General features: G+C 36.2%; 20 protein-coding genes and 1 riboswitch. All 20 genes read right to left on the minus strand.

What is annotated here, in order from left to right:
• Position 1: 1 nt before the first annotated feature.
• The 20 genes from EZV73_RS11870 to EZV73_RS11965 all read right to left on the minus strand — a co-directional run bounded on the left by EZV73_RS11870 (position 2) and on the right by EZV73_RS11965 (position 17598).
• The gene (locus tag EZV73_RS11870) at positions 2-751 is read right to left on the minus strand and encodes an ABC transporter ATP-binding protein (protein WP_240840534.1); all 750 of its coding nucleotides are present in this window, start codon (positions 749-751) and stop codon (positions 2-4) included.
• Complete coding sequence (locus EZV73_RS11875) at positions 748-1713, minus strand: iron ABC transporter permease (protein ID WP_240840535.1); 966 nt, start codon at positions 1711-1713, stop codon at positions 748-750. Before EZV73_RS11875 ends, EZV73_RS11870 begins: the two co-directional genes overlap by 4 nt.
• Before the next feature lie 16 nt (positions 1714-1729).
• The gene (locus tag EZV73_RS11880) at positions 1730-2560 is read right to left on the minus strand and encodes an ABC transporter ATP-binding protein (RefSeq protein ID WP_240840536.1); all 831 of its coding nucleotides are present in this window, start codon (positions 2558-2560) and stop codon (positions 1730-1732) included.
• A complete protein-coding gene (locus tag EZV73_RS11885; RefSeq protein WP_240840537.1) occupies positions 2560-3537 on the minus strand; it encodes an iron ABC transporter permease in 978 nt (325 codons plus the stop codon). Before EZV73_RS11885 ends, EZV73_RS11880 begins: the two co-directional genes overlap by 1 nt.
• Complete coding sequence (locus tag EZV73_RS11890; protein ID WP_240840538.1) at positions 3537-4526, minus strand: ABC transporter substrate-binding protein; 990 nt, start codon at positions 4524-4526, stop codon at positions 3537-3539. The genes EZV73_RS11885 and EZV73_RS11890 overlap by 1 nt, the downstream gene beginning before the upstream one ends.
• A gap of 9 nt (positions 4527-4535) precedes the next feature.
• On the minus strand, positions 4536-5258 hold the full coding sequence (cobK, locus tag EZV73_RS11895; RefSeq protein ID WP_240840539.1) for a precorrin-6A reductase: 723 nt from the start codon (positions 5256-5258) through the stop codon (positions 4536-4538).
• On the minus strand, positions 5255-5980 hold the full coding sequence (gene cobJ, locus EZV73_RS11900) for a precorrin-3B C(17)-methyltransferase (protein ID WP_240840540.1): 726 nt from the start codon (positions 5978-5980) through the stop codon (positions 5255-5257). Before cobJ ends, cobK begins: the two co-directional genes overlap by 4 nt.
• Complete coding sequence (cbiG, locus tag EZV73_RS11905; RefSeq protein WP_240840541.1) at positions 5965-6936, minus strand: cobalt-precorrin 5A hydrolase; 972 nt, start codon at positions 6934-6936, stop codon at positions 5965-5967. Before cbiG ends, cobJ begins: the two co-directional genes overlap by 16 nt.
• Complete coding sequence (gene cobM / locus EZV73_RS11910; protein ID WP_240840542.1) at positions 6930-7688, minus strand: precorrin-4 C(11)-methyltransferase; 759 nt, start codon at positions 7686-7688, stop codon at positions 6930-6932. The genes cbiG and cobM overlap by 7 nt, the downstream gene beginning before the upstream one ends.
• Positions 7681-8397 (minus strand): precorrin-2 C(20)-methyltransferase, encoded by a 717-nt coding sequence (gene cobI, locus EZV73_RS11915; protein ID WP_240840543.1) that lies wholly within the window; start codon positions 8395-8397, stop codon positions 7681-7683. Before cobI ends, cobM begins: the two co-directional genes overlap by 8 nt.
• A complete protein-coding gene (gene cbiT / locus EZV73_RS11920; RefSeq protein ID WP_240840544.1) occupies positions 8387-8953 on the minus strand; it encodes a precorrin-6Y C5,15-methyltransferase (decarboxylating) subunit CbiT in 567 nt (188 codons plus the stop codon). Before cbiT ends, cobI begins: the two co-directional genes overlap by 11 nt.
• The gene (cbiE, locus tag EZV73_RS11925; protein WP_240840545.1) at positions 8946-9557 is read right to left on the minus strand and encodes a precorrin-6y C5,15-methyltransferase (decarboxylating) subunit CbiE; all 612 of its coding nucleotides are present in this window, start codon (positions 9555-9557) and stop codon (positions 8946-8948) included. Before cbiE ends, cbiT begins: the two co-directional genes overlap by 8 nt.
• Positions 9550-10644 (minus strand): cobalt-precorrin-5B (C(1))-methyltransferase CbiD, encoded by a 1095-nt coding sequence (gene cbiD, locus EZV73_RS11930; RefSeq protein ID WP_240840546.1) that lies wholly within the window; start codon positions 10642-10644, stop codon positions 9550-9552. Before cbiD ends, cbiE begins: the two co-directional genes overlap by 8 nt.
• On the minus strand, positions 10641-11264 hold the full coding sequence (locus tag EZV73_RS11935) for a precorrin-8X methylmutase (RefSeq protein ID WP_240840547.1): 624 nt from the start codon (positions 11262-11264) through the stop codon (positions 10641-10643). Before EZV73_RS11935 ends, cbiD begins: the two co-directional genes overlap by 4 nt.
• The gene (locus tag EZV73_RS11940) at positions 11251-11991 is read right to left on the minus strand and encodes a nitrilase-related carbon-nitrogen hydrolase (RefSeq protein ID WP_240840548.1); all 741 of its coding nucleotides are present in this window, start codon (positions 11989-11991) and stop codon (positions 11251-11253) included. Before EZV73_RS11940 ends, EZV73_RS11935 begins: the two co-directional genes overlap by 14 nt.
• 92 nt (positions 11992-12083) lie before the next feature.
• Positions 12084-12260, minus strand: a riboswitch (cobalamin riboswitch).
• Positions 12261-12370: 110 nt separating this feature from the next.
• Complete coding sequence (locus EZV73_RS11945) at positions 12371-12715, minus strand: hypothetical protein (protein WP_240840549.1); 345 nt, start codon at positions 12713-12715, stop codon at positions 12371-12373.
• The gene (locus EZV73_RS11950) at positions 12705-13163 is read right to left on the minus strand and encodes an NUDIX pyrophosphatase (RefSeq protein WP_240840550.1); all 459 of its coding nucleotides are present in this window, start codon (positions 13161-13163) and stop codon (positions 12705-12707) included. The genes EZV73_RS11945 and EZV73_RS11950 overlap by 11 nt, the downstream gene beginning before the upstream one ends.
• 18 nt (positions 13164-13181) lie before the next feature.
• Positions 13182-13529, minus strand: coding sequence for a VOC family protein (locus EZV73_RS11955; protein WP_240840551.1), 348 nt, complete (start codon positions 13527-13529; stop codon positions 13182-13184).
• 74 nt (positions 13530-13603) lie between these two features.
• Positions 13604-16699 carry a hypothetical protein gene (locus tag EZV73_RS11960; protein WP_240840552.1) on the minus strand — a complete coding sequence of 1032 codons (3096 nt, stop codon included), beginning with the start codon at positions 16697-16699 and terminating at the stop codon, positions 13604-13606.
• A gap of 8 nt (positions 16700-16707) precedes the next feature.
• Positions 16708-17598, minus strand: coding sequence for a carbohydrate kinase family protein (locus tag EZV73_RS11965; protein WP_240840553.1), 891 nt, complete (start codon positions 17596-17598; stop codon positions 16708-16710).
• Between the last annotated feature and the right edge of the window lie 5 nt (positions 17599-17603).

Here is a 17603-nt window from a genome sequence, read left to right on the forward strand (position 1 = left end):
CTTATTCACCTCTAATAATATAACCTTTATTCTCAATATACTCCATACTGATGCCATAAACTGCTTTTATAGCATCTTCCGTCAACACCTCTTTAGGTATCCCTTCAGCATAGACTTTACCGTCTTTAAGTAAAATCACATGATCGCTGTACTGATAAACCAAATTTAAATCATGCATAACACAGATAATGTTCTTATCAGATAAGCCTTTTAACATGTTTAAGGATTTTATAGTATGATAAATATCCATGGCTGAAAAAGACTCGTCTAAAAGCAGATAAGGTGTATCTTGAACCAAACACTTAGCTAAGTTGATACGTTGAAGTTCCCCTCCACTGACTTCATTTAAAGAAGCGTGGATAAAATCTTCTGTATCTGTCATCTTTAAAAACTTCTCTACTAAGTTTAAATCATCTTTTGTGAAGTCTTCAAAGTGAGTTTTATAGGGACGTCTCCCCATTAAAACATAATCTAAACACGTAAAAGGAAAAATCCCGTTTACATCTTGTCTATTAAAAGAGAGGAGTCTTGAAAATTCACCTGTTGAGTAATCCCCCTGGGCTTTACCCTCAATATGAATTTGTCCCCTCTGATAATCTAAATCATTGCTCAATAGCTTGAGCAGCGTAGATTTACCACATCCATTTGGACCGATAATCGAAACAAACTGACTTTCCGGAATCACTAAATCTAATGACTCAAAGATAGTTTTTTTGCCATAAGAAAAGAACAGATTCTTGATTTCTATCATAGAATTTCTCCCTTCTTATTCATGTATATGTAAATAAAGAATGGACCACCAATAAGTGTTGTAATCACGCCTACTGGAATCTCTACCTGGAACATCAGCCTAGAGATTGAATCTGCGAGTACAAGTACAAGTCCACCTAGTAAAGCTGATAAAGGCATCAGGTAACGATGCTTGGCAGTAAAACCCATCCTGATTAGATGCGGTACAATGAGACCGACAAAACCAATGATACCGGAAGTCGAAACACAAACTGCTGTCAAAACAGCTGCGATAATTAAAAACTGTCTGGCACGTTTGTTAGCATCTACGCCAATCGATCTGGCTTCATTGATGCCTAGTGTTAAAACATCTAAATCATCTGACATGGCATAGGAGATGATGATAGAGATCATTACAAGCGGAAATAATATGACGACGTCCATCCAAGATTTTGCTGATAATCTTCCCATCAACCAGAAAACCATAGCACTAACATCTTCTCCAGCCAAGTATTTCAGAAGACTGATGCCTGCTGAGAAAATGGAACCGATGATAATACCCGCCAGTATAAGTCTAGTTGAATGTAGGGTCCTACCTGCAATTTTCATAATGATTACCAAGGTCAAACCTGCAAATATAAAGGCTACTGGCATGATGGGTATCAAAAGGCTGTAAACCATATTGATGTATATGGTGAGTACTGCACCAAAGGCAGCACCTGTTGATACTCCTAAAGTATAAGGGTCTGCTAAAGGATTTCTAAGTACAGATTGAAAAATAACACCTGCTACAGAAAGGGCTGCCCCTATTAGAAAGCCTGACAAGATTCTTGGTAAACGGATATCCCATACAATGGATTCTTTGATTTCATCATTTTCAAGCCCAAACACCTTATTAAAAATAACTTGATAGCCATCTGCCATAGACATCTCAGATGCCCCCAAAGAAACGGTTGTTACAATTAAGATTATCAGCAGAACCAAACAGATCGTCATATAACTAATGAATTTTCTTTTCTCTTTTAACAATACATGTTGGAGCATCTTCATCTACTTTCATTTTATGCGGAATAAAGTGTGGCGTGTTATTTCTAAAATCAGTATAAAAATCACTATCCACCCTAAACACTTCTTTAAGTTTTAACTGATCAATCACTTCATTGGGTTGACCGGCTGCAACAATTTGACCACGTTTCATCATATAAATACGATCAGAATATCTCATTGCCTGATTTAAATCATGTAGGACCATGAGTATGGTTACTTGTTCATTCTTATTTAAATCCCTGATTAACTCCAATACGTCTAGTTGATGTGATAGGTCTAAAAAGGTTGTTGGTTCATCAAGAACAATAATCTCTGTCTTTTGGGCAAGAGCCATAGCGATCCATGCACGTTGTCTTTCACCACCTGACAATTGGGTCAGCTTCTTATCTTTATGGTGAGTCATACCTGTTTTAGTAAGTGCCCACCTGATGACATTAAGATCTTCTTCCTTTAATTTGCCTGTAAAATTACCATGTGGATATCTGCCATAACGAATCAGCATTTCAACTGTAAAATCCTCAGGTGTCTGACGTATTTGCGGAAGAACTGCCATCTTCTTGGCAACTTGTTTGGTATTCATCTTCAAAATAGACTTGCCCTCTAATGCGATGGATCCAGCTGTTGGTTTCTTTAATCTTGTTAAGGCTTTAAGAACCGTTGATTTGCCACAACCGTTCGGTCCAACAATCGTCAGAATCTCACCTTTTTTCACATGCATATCTATTTGATGAACCACTTCTTTGCCATCATAGGCTATAGATAGTTTGTTAGCTTCAATCAACATTATTTTTTCTCCCTTAACAGATATAAGAAAAATGGTGCACCCAGCACTGCCATAATAATACCAACAGGCAGTTCTATTGGATCAAACATCATTCTGGCAATGGTATCACAGCCAACCAAAACTGCACCTCCTAGGCCAATTGTCGCTGGATACAGATACCTATAATCCGATCCAATAATGAGTCTTGCTATATGAGGGACTATTAAGCCCACAAAGCCAAGTAAACCTGCAACAGAAACCGCTGATGCAGCTAGTAGGGCCGATAAAATAATAAAAACCGTTCTGATTCTTTCCACATTTAAGCCTAAACCAGTCGCCACTTCATCTCCAAGTTGCAACAAGTTAATCTGATTCGATAAGAGCAAGCTCAAAAGACCAGCGGCTAATGTATAGGGCCAAATCAGAATTAGATCAGGCCAAGTTTTACCTGATAAACCACCGATCATAAAAGAAAGACCGCCTTGTACCCTCTCTGGATAAAAAGTCATAAGTATATTTATCCCAGCTCCCAGAAAAGCCGATACAGCTACACCGGATAAAATCAATCTAACTGGACTGACACCATTTTTCCAGGCTAGGGTATAAATTAAAAATGTGGTTAAAACCGCACCAATAAAAGCACCTATGGGTACAAGATATGTATAATCAGGAAACAAAATCATAATGACAAAAGCCATAAGTCCTGCACCTGAAGATATACCAATGATACCTGGGTCTGCTAGAGGGTTGTTCATAACCCCTTGCAATGTGACACCTGATAAAGCTAAGTTGATACCTACAAAGGCTGCTGCCAAGTTTCTTGGCAGCCTCACATTGTAAATAATGTTATGGTTTAAAGTATCTGTTTCAAAGAAAATAGCTTTGATGACATCCACAATACCTATCTTTAAAGAACCCATGCTGATACCAATCAGCAAAGAGAAGGCAAAGACTACGTATATAATGGATAACTTTAAAATTCTACGGTCCTTAACCATTAGTTACCTTCTAAAATGCCTTGAATGTACTCATATGCTTCTAAATATCTCATATTTGGCTTGTATAAGAACAACTCCTTTGGTAAGTAGATAAATCTTTCTTCCTTTACAGCTGTTAATGAGGCCCATGCAGGATTAGATGTAACATCCATTTCAAGTCTAGCTTGTGCATCTTCAACCGAACCCATTGTTTGAACAAAAATATAATCTGGATCGATTTCTAAGATTTTTTCAAAAGAAAATTGCTTTGTTTCTTCGTTGGCAATTTGGTAATCAGATGCAATATTTTTACCACCCATATTGTTTAAAATATCAGCTGAAATATTGTCATCTTTCGCAGAGATTGACTTTGATGATGCAAATAATAATAAGTATGAAAACTCTTCTGTTTCACTTGTTAAAGCAGTGATACCTTCAACTAGAGGTGTAGACTTCTCAACAAATAATTCTTCGTTTTCATTCATACCACAGAAGTTTTCAAACGTAGTCATCGTTTCATCAAAATTATTGTAATCCGCTTCATATACTGCAATATTGTTTGACTCAAAAATTGGCATTAACTCTTCTTGCTTTGCATATCCTGAACGAATAATTACTAAATCAGGTTGCAAAGCTAAAATAGCCTCAATATTCGGCGTAGACATCTTACCTACCTTAGGAAGATCTACAGCTTTCTCATGTAATCTTGATGACTCGATAATTCCAACAAGTTCACCACCTGCTTCATACCACAAATCAGCAAATGAACCATATAGACATACAACTCTTTGAGGTTTAGATTCCACAACAACCTCTCTACCTGCAGTATCAACAAATGTAGTTATTCTTTTAGCTACTTCTTCTGTTTCTACAACTTCTTCCGTAGTCTCTTCAACGACTTCCTCTGTTTCAACAGCTTGGTTTGTTGCTTCGTTTACCTCGTTACCGCCGCCTTGGGCACAGCCTACTAGCATAAAGGCAATCATTAAAAATATAAATAGTCTCTTCATTTTTTTCTCCTAAAATTCTCTCAATAAATTATCTAAGTTGTCATATGTAAGTCCATAATCAATATTTGGACGACTTAGGACATATGTTTTTATATTCAAAGCCTTAGCTGCATCCATCTTTTCTTTAAAACCCCCGGCCTTACCGGACGATTTGGTGACTAGATGTTTGATATCTAAAGACTTAAATATCGCTTGGTTTAATCCCTGATCAAAGGGACCCTGCATGCCAATGATCTGTTTTGGGCTAAAGCCAAGATCATGACATTTTTTTATAACACTTACAGTTGGCAAAACTCTACAGTAAACCCTTTCTATAAGTGTTTCTTGATTAAAGTATTCAAGATTGTTTGAACCTGTTGTTAAAAGTATATTGCCTGAAGTTTTTAATAGCTGATCAACAATGGATTCATATGAATCATAGCCAGACTCTAAATCATCTGGTCGTTCGTAACGCATATAATCAATCTCAAAATCTTTACAAATATCAATCAGATTTTGAGAGATCACTTGTGCATAAGGATGGGTACAGTCCACAACCTTATGAACATTTTTTAACTTCGTCACTAGTTCTACCTTGTTCATTTTCTTATCATAGACAGTCAGGTTTTTATGAGGCTGATAAAGCTCGCCACCATAGGGTGTTGCATTAAAACAAGTCACTGAATAATCTTTTTCCAATAAGTTTTCTACAACTTTTCTACCATCTGATGTGCCTGAAAAAACCGCTATCAAACCGTATATCCTCTAGGTGTAATCATAAAGTCCTCATACTTGTAGGTATTAGAGTTACCGATGACAACCATCGTAGTCATATCGATAGGATGGTCTAACATTTGGCCTAAAGTCGTAATGGTTACTTTTTCACCTTGGCGTTTGGCGTTTTTAACGATGCCCACGACAGTATCTTCTGATTTATGCTCAAGTAGTATATCTCTTGCATCGTTGATATGAGTCGGTCTGCCTTTAGACTTTGGATTAAAGAGGCAAATGACAAAATCACCTTCTGCTGCAAGCTTAAGTCTTTTCTTAATCAAGTCATAATCTGTCAATAAGTCACTTAAGCTGATATAAGCATGATCGTGCATAATTGGTGCACCCAGGGATGCTGAAGCACCATTTGCAGATGTAATACCTGGAATGATCTCTACTTCTAACTTTAGTTTTCTTGATGAAACGATTTCTAGTACAAGACCACTCATAGCATAAACACCTGGATCGCCTGAAGAAATGACAGCAACATTTTTGCCTTCACTAGCCAAATCAACAGCTTTGCTACAACGCTCTACCTCGCCTCTCATACCATTCACGACAACTTCTTTATCAGTTATCATATCTTCAATTAGGTCAATGTATGTTTTATAACCTACAATAACATCAGACGCTTCAATGGCTTTAATGGCATTTAAAGTCATCTCGCCCTTGTTACCTGGACCAATTCCTACAACGTATAACATTTTGTATTCTCCCATATTGACAAGGTCATACCTTGCTTTTTTATTTTATGTAATAAGCACGAGCCTTTATCAGATCCTAGGTATCCACTCGGTTCTGATACACAGCCAACACCTATGGTTTCTTTCACAAATTCAGAGCTTTCAAACAAAGTCTCTACAGATAAAAGCTGATCTTTATCATATGTTTCAAAATCTATTTGCCATGCCTCTGAAAGGACATTTAAACAGTTTTCATCTTTTTTAACCCATGCAGATGTTATCTTTGAGACAGCCTCTTTTTCAAAACCATGTTCACGTAAGACTACCATAATAAAGGCTTCTAGAATGTGATAAGGTGTGTTTTTTCTACAACCAATACCTAATACTAGATTCTTTGGAATCAGTCTTACATTTGGCTTGTCAAAGGTCATATCCTTATGACCAAGATAAACAAGACCATCACCATTTTGATCATCATAAGCTTTTTCATCTACTTTAAAATTATGAGTATGAATCTTATGGCCATCGACCAATAAGGCCGTCACTTTTTTCGCACCTTCAAAGTCTCTTAAAAGCCACCCATTTTTTTCAGCTAACATATCGACACTCAGCAGATTGTTGGTATCGGATGAGGTCGTTATAACTGGAACTGAGTTAAGTAGGCCTGCTATTTCGTGTGTTAAAGCATTGGCGCCACCTAAATGGCCTGATAATAAACTGATGACATGCTTTCCTTTTTCATCCATAACTAGAACAGCAGGATCTGATGACTTATGACCAAGTACTGGACCCAGTGTTCTTACCACGATTCCTGTAGCCATAATAAAAAGTATTTGATCATAGTCTCTATAAATTCTTAGGACTTCTTCTTTAAATGGTTTTGGCTTATGAAAAACATGACACGCTTTAAGGGCTTTTAACTTTTCAGCTTGTTCAAGTCCACCCTTTGTTAAAGAAATCACTGCTAACATTAGCATTTAGCCTTTCTGTATTCATGAGTAAAGCTTGGATCATAGAGTTTTGAAAACTCATATTCATCACCTAAGAAATGGCCAACTAATATTTGGGCTGTTTTTGTAATCTCTGCTTCTTTGACCTTGTCAGAAATTGTTTCTAAAGTACCTATAACAATTTTCTGGTCAGGCCAAGAGGCTCTTTGAACAACTGCAACAGGTGTTTTTATATCATAGTGTGTTAAAAGCTCTTCTACGACTCCGTCAATCATACCCACTGAAAGGAAAATGGCCATTGAAGCCTGGTGAGAAGCTAAAAGTCTTAACTTTTCTTTTTCCGGTACTGGCGTTCTACCTTCCATTCTTGTACAGATAACGGTTTGAGAGATACTTGGTAAAGTAAATTCCTTTTTTAGAGCAGCTGCAGATGCTACAAAGGAAGACACACCAGGAATCACTTCATATGTAATATTTAAATCTTCTAAAATATCCATTTGCTCACGGTGGGCACCAAATATACTGGGATCCCCAGTATGTACCCTAGCAATCATCTTGCCTTCTTTTACACCTGCCTTCATCACATCAATCACTTCATCAAGTGACATGCCAGCAGAGTTGTAAATTTCAGCACCTTCCTTATGATCATCAATAACCGCCTTAGGTACCAAAGAGCCAGCATAGATAATGATATCCGCTTCTTTAACAAGGCGTTTACCTTTAACAGTGATTAAATCAGGATCTCCAGGTCCTGCACCTATAAAATAAACATTAGTCACGGAAACCTCCTTTTTTAATGATCATAGTAGATAAATATGGTAGCTTGGTATTTTCAAGTACCTCAATATCTCTGATCATATGCGAACCTTCAGTACCCACTTTTGAAATCAACATAAAGTTATTTTCTAAACCATGATGTCTAATCGCTTCTACAATTGCCTGAGTATCTGAAGAAGGTTTCATCAAGACTAGGTTGTCATGTTCACCTACGGCCTGAATCAAGTGGTCCTTGGAATTTTTTCTGACAGGCATGACTTTCAATGACTCTTCCCATACCATAAGTGGTTGTTTGATTTCACTGGCTACTGCACAAAATGAAGTAATACCTGGAATCAACTCTAAATCCATAACTGCATCATCAATGTATGGCAGTGTGTAGATAAAAGTTGAATAGACAGTTGGATCACCCAGTGTAATAAATCCGCAAGTTTTACCCTGACTTAAGAGGTCTGAAATCACTTTGCCATTCTCAGCCCATTTTTTCTTAAGATCATGAGTCTTATAATGCATAGGGAAAATCATTTTAAGAACTTCCACATCTTTATTTTCCATGTTTGGTTTAACAATTTCATAGGCAAAGCTTTCTGCATCTTCTGATTTCGAAGGACAAATCAGGACATCCACACTGTTCATGATTCTTTTTGCCTTCAGTGTTAAATACTCTGGATCACCAGGACCAACACCGATTCCATATAACTTAGTTTTCATTCTTTTCTCCTGTAATAATATTGATAGGATTTTGTCCCATCATCATTGTTACACCACCGACACTCCTTGATTTGGAAATGTTAACTGTAACAACTTCTATATTCTTATAATTTTTAGACTTCATAGCCTCTAGAGCCTTAGTTGTATTTTCAAGAGTAATGGTGTTTACAACTACCTTCTTGATAGGATATTTTTCAATGCTTTCAAAGATGTCATACATCTTACCACCTGAGCCACCAATGATGACCTTAGTAACCGCATCATCTGGTAAGCCCTCTGGCGCATAGGCATCAATTACTTGAAGATGACTGACACCAAACTTGTCTTTATTTTTCTTAATCAGATCTAGTGCCGCTTCTTTTCTTTCTAAAGCGTAGGTTTTACATATCCTTGCCGCTTCAATACTCAGAGAGCCTGTACCAGCACCGATGTCTAGTACAATATCTGAATCTGATAGGTCTAATTTTGAAATAGTAACAACTCGAACTTCTTCTTTGGTCATAGGTACATCACCACGAATAAATTCATCGTCTTTAATACCAATTGTTCTAATCAAATGTCATCACCACCACACACAAACTGCTGTGAGTCCTTTCTTTGTAATCTTCTAATCTATATGACGCAATAACTTCATCTTCATAAGAAAGATTTTCACCTATATGAATCCATCCAGACTTGCCTAGCTTTATAGCTTCATCCACAAGAACACTTGGCGTCATGATCTTATCCGTTAAAAGACCACATACATTCTTATTAAATACCTGATCTAGATCGGTCCTTCTACCATGAACACTGCCTATAAAGGCTTCTTGATAAGACATATTCAGTCTAGAGAACATGTATTGTAAAGAGGAAATTCCTGGATAGGTCTCAAGTTCATCTGATTTAAAGTCTCTTTTAAGGGTTTCAAGAAAGCTATAAAAACCTGTGTCGCCTGATACCAATACAGCAACTTGTTTGTCTTTATAATATTTTTTTATATCCTGAATGGTTTCTTGTAAAGGTATCAAAAGTTTTACCTTATCACCTTCTACATCTAAACCTTCTAGATGTCTTTTACCACCATAGATTCTGTCTGCCTGGCTCAACTTAATCTTAGCTATTGGTAGCATATAATCAGGATGGCCAGGTCCTAAACCGATCACCCAAATTTTATTCACTCAGCACCTCCAATAACTCTTCAGCTCCAGATGTTTGAGAAAGCCAACCTTGATCCATTGAAAATACAATCACTTCAACTTCAATTTGATCAAAGGTAAACAATTCTAGCCTTTGCTTGATACTATTTGCAATCAAGAGAAAAACATTCGTTAACTTTTTATCTACTATGTAATTAACCGCTTCTTCTGTGGTATTGCAACCCAAGACATAATGTAAATCTTCATAAGGTGCGTTGATTCTAACAAGAAAAGATGTCAGAAGATCCATTCTAGCATCCGATACACGACTGTGTGTATGAAAGATACCCCCTGCGACTTTTATGAGTTTACCTATATGGCCTGCAAATAAGATTTTTTTCTTCTTTTGCTCTACTGCTCTTTCAAACATATAACCGATAAAGTTAGATGTCTTGATAATTCGTTCTTCATTAACACCCTTAGACACACAATAATCTCTGCCATAGTTACCAGGCGCCATGACAAGTGTATCTTCATGAATCTGTTTAAGCTCTATATTTAAACTATCTTTAAAGGCTTCTTCGCTCATCGGTTCTACAATACCTGTTGTCCCAATAATTGAAAGACCACCTACAATGCCAAGTCTAGGATTAAATGTTTTCTTAGCAAGCTCTACACCCTCTGGCATAAAAACCTTTACTGACACATGAAGACCATCACAAACTTCTTCAATGGCATCAAAGATCATTTGCCTTGGTACAGGATTAATGGCGTACTCGCCAATAGGAACAGATAAGCCTTTTTTAGTCACCATGCCCACACCAATACCGCCTGTTAAAGAGGTCTGGTCTGAATAAGTAACTTCAGCATATATAGTCATCCCATTTGTAATATCCGGATCATCGCCTGAGTCTTTCACAATACCACAGATCACCTTGTCAGGTGTCATTTCTATATCTATAACATCAAGATTTAAAAGCCATCCCTTAGGTGTCATCAAGTCAATTTCGTCCACGAGTTTTCCACTTACAAGCATCTTTACAGCAGCCTTAGTAGCAGCAGCAGCGCAAGAGCCTGTTGTATAACCAAACCTTAGATTTTTCCCATTCTTATAGATGGACTTTTTCATATCATTTTAAATATGGCATTGATTATAGCAACCGCTACGGGACTGCCACCCTTTCTACCGTTAACCCTAATATAAGGCACATCCATATCAGATAAAATTTCTTTAGATTCATCAGCACCTACAAAACCCACGGGTACACCGATAATTAAATCAGGCTTAGGATAACCTGCCTCAATAAGCTCTTTTAATTGAAAAATTGCTGTTGGTGCATTACCTATTGCAAATATTTTAACCTTGTCATCTTTACAGGCTTTCTTTATGCCTGCCATTGATCTTGTAATGCCTTCTTTCTCAGCAGTTTCATAGACATCTTCATCATGAACATAGTTTAAAACAGAAACATCAAACTCTTTTAGTTTTCTTCTGTTAACGCCCATCATGATCATAGACGTATCTGCATAGATATGGTGTCCATTTCGTAATGCTTTTTTTGCAGCTTCAATGGCTTTTGGATGAATCTCAGTTAACTTTGCATATTCAAAGTCTGCTGTTGTATGAATGATTCTTTTTACAATCATCAACTCTTCTTTAGTGAAATCCTTTAGTAATTCTTTGCCCTCTTCACCTATGATGTCAAAGCTTTTTTCCTCTATCATCATTGGATTTTTAATATAATTCATGATCATCCTTTCTATACAGTTCTGGCCTTCTTCTATTTATATAATTAACTTTGTGTTTTTTTCTTCGTTCTCTCAAAGCGTCTATATCTATTTCTAAAACTCTCGTACATGGCACTCTATCAAAATGACCTAAAATTTCATTACCTAGATAATCATAGGCTAAAATACCACCTGAGAACTTATCACCTGTAAGATTTAAGGCGATCACATAAACACTGTTGTCATAAGCCCTTGCAGGTAAATACTTTGACCATAAATCATATCTATCACCACACACATGTGGCGATGCAAATGGCATGATAATGACTTCTGCTCCCATCAGCCTAAGGGTCTGTGAAATATCAGGTATATGACTTTCAATACATAAAGCTACACCTACTTTTACACCTTTAACATCAAAAACTTTTAGTTCATTACCAGGTTTGAACAACTTTTTTTCTTTTAAGCCTAAGTGACTTTTATGATAAAGGTCTATTTGATCACTTATGTGCAAATAAGATATATGACCATCTATATTTGCACCTAATAAATAATGCATGTTCTTTTCTTGCAGGGCTCTAATGGATGAATGATCTAGTGTGATGGAATTATCACAATCTGACCGATAACCTGTTAAGGCACTTTCAGGAAAAACAAGAACATCCACGTCTTCTTGTAATTGCAATATATTTGATAAATTATCATTTATATCCATGCACTGCTTAAACTGTACCAATCCTAGTTTCATATTTACTCCAAAAACATAAAAAAAGCTGATTTTTAAAATCAGCTTTGATAGACATATATCGTATATTATATTTTATCTATGGCTCCCCACCGAAGCTGATTACAAATCAAGGCAGGTTTCCTGGCTTATAGATCAACTTACTCTCTAGTCTTCCCAATTTCTCAGTGACATTTAGATTTCATCCCTATATACAGTAGCGGTGGCTGCTGAGGCATTGAACCTCATTCCCTATTACCCTTTTTCAAGGCACCTTAATCGCTTATTGTTAACTTTTAATCAATTCTCGCTCATTATAGCACAGCATGTGAAACGATTCAACACATACATCTTATTTTATTTATAATTGCTTATATACAAAATCTCACCTTGTTTTATATAGCTAAATAAGAAGTTCCATCATCTCTTGACTATAGATCAGTTTCAAGGTAAATATATGGTCATCTGACATTTCCACTAGAACACTTTCATATATTTTAGACCACACTTCTCTGGATTCTGTAATGACACCATTTTCATCACATTCATCTTGATAAAGCTTGATCTCTTGGCTCATAAGATAAGCTATTATCTTATCTATAAGATCAGATGAAAGCTTTGTCTTATATTCTTCTAAGCAGACTTGGACCTCATTGGAAACTCCGCCTAGATTCATTAAGATTGTCTGACCATCTTCTATAATCTGATCACCAATTTCTATTATCAACTCTTCAACTCTACTCGTCATTATGCTCCTTATTTTTAGATACTCTTGTCATGAGTTCCCACAGTGCTGTTCTGTTGCTGTCATACTTAAGCAAGTCAATAGCTTCTTGATAGGAAACCCACTTATAGGATTTGTGTTCTTTTGAAAGAAATAAGTTTTCATCTTTTAACTCTACGCCAAAAGCATATTCTGGTATGACATAAACATGGTCTCCCCATGGAAACTCCCCAAATATGGATACTGGTATAGAAGTCACAGTGTCCAAGCGAAGAAAATCATGTTTATCCGAAATCCCTGCTTCTTCTAGACATTCTCTTTTAGCAGCGTCCAAAATAGAAGCATCAAAGTCTTCTCCACCGCCTGCAATCCACTGGAAGCAATCCATATCCGCTCTAGAAAAAATTGCAAAACTATAGTCGTTATCCTTTTTTAAAAAAGGAATAACCAACACTTGGTAAGGTGCTCTCATAGTAATCCTCTTTCTATCTTATAATATCAAAATCTTATTCCCGTCAGGATCTTGAATCTTTAATTCCATGCCACCCCAAGCAGCTCTAAAAGGTGGTTCAATGTTCGGTATGACTTTCTTCAGTTTTTCATATTCACCATCTATATCATCTGTAGATAAAACGATGGTTACAAAACCAGAATTAGAAGGTCCCCATTTATTTTCATCCCACACCCATATAGAGATTCTGTCATCTGTTTCTTTTTCGCCTAAAGTCCATCCGTCATAGGTATCACCATCGACAAAAACACCCACACCTATACTAGTGTAAAATTCTGCTAAGGCTTTAGCCTGTTTTGAACTGATATTAATGCCTGAAACCTTCATATATCCCCCTTGTCTTAATATTTATAACACCTTATTTATGAAGTGATGCTTTTATAAACATCTCTTCATTTAAGTTAGTTTGGTTCAACGTAATATTTGTCTAAGCCCGTGTATTTTCTCCATTCAGCAGAGATTTCAGCTAAGCTCTTATCATAGACATCTTCAAACACATCTTTAAAATTATATGAGCTTGTATGAATCCTTTTATAGACTTCAAGTATCTTTTCTTTTCCATAAACATTGACAAGATATTCTATAGCAGAAGCTTCTAAAATTCTACCATTTTGAACACAAGCCAAACGGTATGAGTTATGATTTAGATTTTCAAGTGTTCTTAAATCTGTATATACAAGGACTGGATCTGTATCTTTTATCTTACCTATTACAGAATACGAATCCATCATAACTTTTAAGTCATATGCACCATCAGATTCAAAATAATCAAAAATAACTCTACTCGTTTCATCAGGATAATACTTAGGATCGATTTTCTTGTACTCAAAGTTGTAAGCCAAGTAGTATGCCATAGACTCTTCAAACCAACCACCATCTGAATCAAAGTTCGGAGGTATCTCTATCCAGTGGGCCAACTCATGTAAAACAGTGGCTCTAGGATCTTCATAGTTGTTACCTTGGATATTTACCATATCCGCTGAAAAAGTTATGGCCTCAGTCGTATGATTAAAACCAGATCCCCTATAATTTCGATCATTTATGAGTTCTTCTTTTTCATCTAGAAAATAAAGTTTCGCTTTTTTACCATCCCATGTCTTTTCATGAAAGTCTAGAATATACTCAATCATATCATCCACATCATTTTTAATATAAGAAAGCCTAATAGCCTCATCATAAAAATATACATTAGCATACTTGGTCTCAACCTTATACCACTTGTCACCAGACTTTCCACTGGTTTTACCTATAAACTCAAGTTCATAAGCACTTTCCACTTGGTAGTCAGTGGATTTGGGTACTCTAATTTCATCAAGTGTTTTCCATATAACTTCAATGTCTACATCAGTAAACGATTCGCCAGAATCATTTGAAATATTCTTCTTGGCTTCTTCTAGATTATTGATAATAATCAAGTCATTATAAGATGATGTTTTCTCATAAACAGGCTTATCAGAGTTAGAGTTGTTCTTAAAGAACTGCACCACATGCTCTAGGTCTGAATCACCAGCGTTATGTCTTGCGTTTACATTGGTAATAAACTGCCCCTGACCACCAAGCTCATAAAAAACCCTTTGAGCATTTTGCCAACGAGATTTTACATCATAGCCATACAACTTCATAGCCAGCTCTCTTTGCTGTTTGGTAAAGGTATCTGTACCAAGAAGTGCATCATGTGAATCCTTACCACCTAAGTACATTATTTTTGCTACATCATTATAGTCTTCCAAGTCAAAGGGTCTACCAAATAGGTATTCATGGTCATAAGATCCAATCTGATAAATCAGTTTCTGACCCTCATAAGTCTCTCCCGGCACAAATGGAATAAACATACCACCTGAATACATAGCTTTAACAGTTTCAGGATAAATAGATGTATATCTAGAAGAAAAGTTTCCTGCACCTGAAAAGCCAGCTGTAAAGATCTTATCTTCTAAAACATAACCTGCTTCTCTCAGATTAGCCTGTGCATCTAATACCATGGCATGAATCTGCTCCTCTATATCATAAAGCTTCATCATGTCTGCTTTAGAAAGATAGCCATCAGCATCTAATGATTCCATATGGTCAATGTTGTCTTCTATAAACATAACCGTTGAATCTAAGGCATGATTATGAGCATACTCAGGCATATTGGCATTGTTTTTAAGTGCAAATTTTGGAACTATCGGCATCATTCTTGGGATGTGGAGCCTTTCTTGAACCAAAGTGGCTACATGAGAATTTTGTCCTCTAACAAGAGCATTGTAGATATGAACATCCATATCATTTGAAACGCCACCGAAATTATGACCTTCAAGTAATAAATACTTCTTATTGTTAAGGTTTTCATCTTTGTATCTGTCTGATGGTATAAAAATCACATATGGAAAGTTGAAGCCTTTTTCTGGATCCGCTTCAAAATAAACCGCTTTGGTTTGACCATCTGCTTCCAATGTCGGATTATTTTCTAGTAGTTCATCTAAAGTCATAGACGTTTGTTGAAGTCTGTCACTATCCTGTGATGTGTCCTCTACAACAAGTTCACCTTCTAGTGACCTTTCAATATCGAATGAATAAGCGATTACATCTGATGCCTGATCTGTATAAAGATAGTCTATGTATTTTTTATAATCATTTTTATCACATTTGATATAAACAATCTTTCTATTTTCTAATCCTATAAAGTAAATACCATTATCATTGATTGTATAGAGTTCCGGCAGTATAGTTTGTAAGGCTGCTTTTTCAGGTCCATTTAAACCAAATCCATAGTCATCATTGTTAATTAATATTGAGTTGAAGCTTGCATATTCTCTTTTATTCAGCCAATTGAATAGATTTCTAGCACCAGTAACACCATAATTAAAAGTATACTCTGCTGGCTCCTGTAAGCCTACTACTAAATAATTACTTATGAATGATTTACTGAAAAAGTCATCAAAAGCAGATTTGTCTATAAGCTTCAGTGTCATTTTTTTCTGCTCCTGAGTATCTGCATTATCTTCTGAAGATACATCGATTGCCAATCCGCTTTCCTTTGTCCATTGATACTTAGCACCAAACTCATCTACCATAAAACGCCATGTCATAGGAAAATAAGTTATGTCTCTAAATAAAAGAAGTGGATATTCTTCACTTGTATTGTTTATTTTGCTCCCATTGACCTGAATGGACGAGCTTGCAAGACTGGCCTTATATGTACGAGTCGCATCATTACTTGAAGTTGGCGATAGCTTAACACCATCATTTTTATCAGCCTTTTTAATAACCAAGCCATTCTCAGGTGTCCAATTTGATTCAAGCCCCATGGCTCTTGCATAGTCCCATGTTAGAGGAAAATATGTAATATCCTTATAAACTATAAAAGGATAAGCTTCTTTGGTGTTATCTATTTTCGTCCCATTGATATATAATTCATCTGTGGCTATTTTCACATCAAGATCATTTTCTTCAGCAGAAACTATAAATGCATTAAATGAAAGTAAGACAACTAGTAATAATATAAACTTTTTCACGATTCCTCCTAAAAACTTGTTTTGTATCTTGTTTCTAATTCTGTTTTGTTCATGAATCCCTTTGAAGCTGTTGTATATTTGATCTTTTCAGCAGCAAACACTTGTGCCTTCTTTATGGCTACATCCGGACTGTCACCGTTAAAGTAACAATGAACAAAACTAGCAAACAAGGCATCACCTGCGCCAACAGTGTTTACAACCTCTGTCTTTACAGCCCCATAATAAGAGATCTTTCCATCCACACATAAGGCACACCCTTTTGAACCAAGTCCAACACCAATAATGCTGTATTTGTACTTTTTATATATAGTCATTAATAGACTGTCTAAATCATCTTCATAATTATCATTAGAAAAGAAGATGATGTCAGCATAAGCCATAAAATCTTTACCGTATTCATTGTCCAGATTATGGACATCCTGTATATCACAGGCTATAGGAATACCCTTTTCTTTGATTATAGGCAACAAGTCTTTTGAGAAACCTGCCATCGAAAAAAGTGCAACATCATAATCGTCTTCTAGCTTTTCATAGGCAGATGGTTTCATCTTGTACTTATAATCCATCCTACCTTCTCTAAGAATCGTTCGTCTACCTTCATTGTCATATAAAATAACTGATACCAAAGATGCCTTGTCTTTTCTATCAATCATAAGTGATGCACCACTGTCTTCTATGGCTTTTTCAATCACGCAGGCATAAGGGTCGTTACCGATGCCAGTTAAAAAAGTGATTTCATCTTCTAACTTTCCTAGAATTCTACAATGACTGTAACCGACGCCTGCCACATCCATAGAGACCTTGTCATCCATAAAAACAATAGATTTATATTCAAAAGGAAATGAATCTATTGGAATGTTAATCTGTAAACCTGCTGTGCCTAATATAAGTGCTTTCATGTCAA

The organism is Acidaminobacter sp. JC074 (assembly GCF_022496765.1).
Taxonomy (GTDB): Bacteria; Bacillota; Clostridia; order Peptostreptococcales; family Acidaminobacteraceae; genus JABXKX01.

What these genes read in the sequence shown, in the direction of transcription:
- EZV73_RS11870 (WP_240840534.1), bottom strand. Translation starts at nt 751, where the DNA reads ATGATAGAAATCAAGAATCTGTTCTTTTCTTATGGCAAAAAAACTATC.
- EZV73_RS11880 (WP_240840536.1), bottom strand. Translation starts at nt 2,560, where the DNA reads ATGTTGATTGAAGCTAACAAACTATCTATAGCCTATGATGGCAAAGAA.
- EZV73_RS11885 (WP_240840537.1), bottom strand. Translation starts at nt 3,537, where the DNA reads ATGGTTAAGGACCGTAGAATTTTAAAGTTATCCATTATATACGTAGTC.
- EZV73_RS11890 (WP_240840538.1), bottom strand. Translation starts at nt 4,526, where the DNA reads ATGAAGAGACTATTTATATTTTTAATGATTGCCTTTATGCTAGTAGGC.
- cobJ (WP_240840540.1), bottom strand. Translation starts at nt 5,980, where the DNA reads ATGTTATACGTTGTAGGAATTGGTCCAGGTAACAAGGGCGAGATGACT.
- cbiG (WP_240840541.1), bottom strand. Translation starts at nt 6,936, where the DNA reads ATGCTAATGTTAGCAGTGATTTCTTTAACAAAGGGTGGACTTGAACAA.
- cobI (WP_240840543.1), bottom strand. Translation starts at nt 8,397, where the DNA reads ATGAAAACTAAGTTATATGGAATCGGTGTTGGTCCTGGTGATCCAGAG.
- cbiD (WP_240840546.1), bottom strand. Translation starts at nt 10,644, where the DNA reads ATGAAAAAGTCCATCTATAAGAATGGGAAAAATCTAAGGTTTGGTTAT.
- EZV73_RS11935 (WP_240840547.1), bottom strand. Translation starts at nt 11,264, where the DNA reads ATGAATTATATTAAAAATCCAATGATGATAGAGGAAAAAAGCTTTGAC.
- EZV73_RS11940 (WP_240840548.1), bottom strand. Translation starts at nt 11,991, where the DNA reads ATGAAACTAGGATTGGTACAGTTTAAGCAGTGCATGGATATAAATGAT.
- EZV73_RS11945 (WP_240840549.1), bottom strand. Translation starts at nt 12,715, where the DNA reads ATGACGAGTAGAGTTGAAGAGTTGATAATAGAAATTGGTGATCAGATT.
- EZV73_RS11950 (WP_240840550.1), bottom strand. Translation starts at nt 13,163, where the DNA reads ATGAGAGCACCTTACCAAGTGTTGGTTATTCCTTTTTTAAAAAAGGAT.
- EZV73_RS11955 (WP_240840551.1), bottom strand. Translation starts at nt 13,529, where the DNA reads ATGAAGGTTTCAGGCATTAATATCAGTTCAAAACAGGCTAAAGCCTTA.
- EZV73_RS11965 (WP_240840553.1), bottom strand. Translation starts at nt 17,598, where the DNA reads ATGAAAGCACTTATATTAGGCACAGCAGGTTTACAGATTAACATTCCA.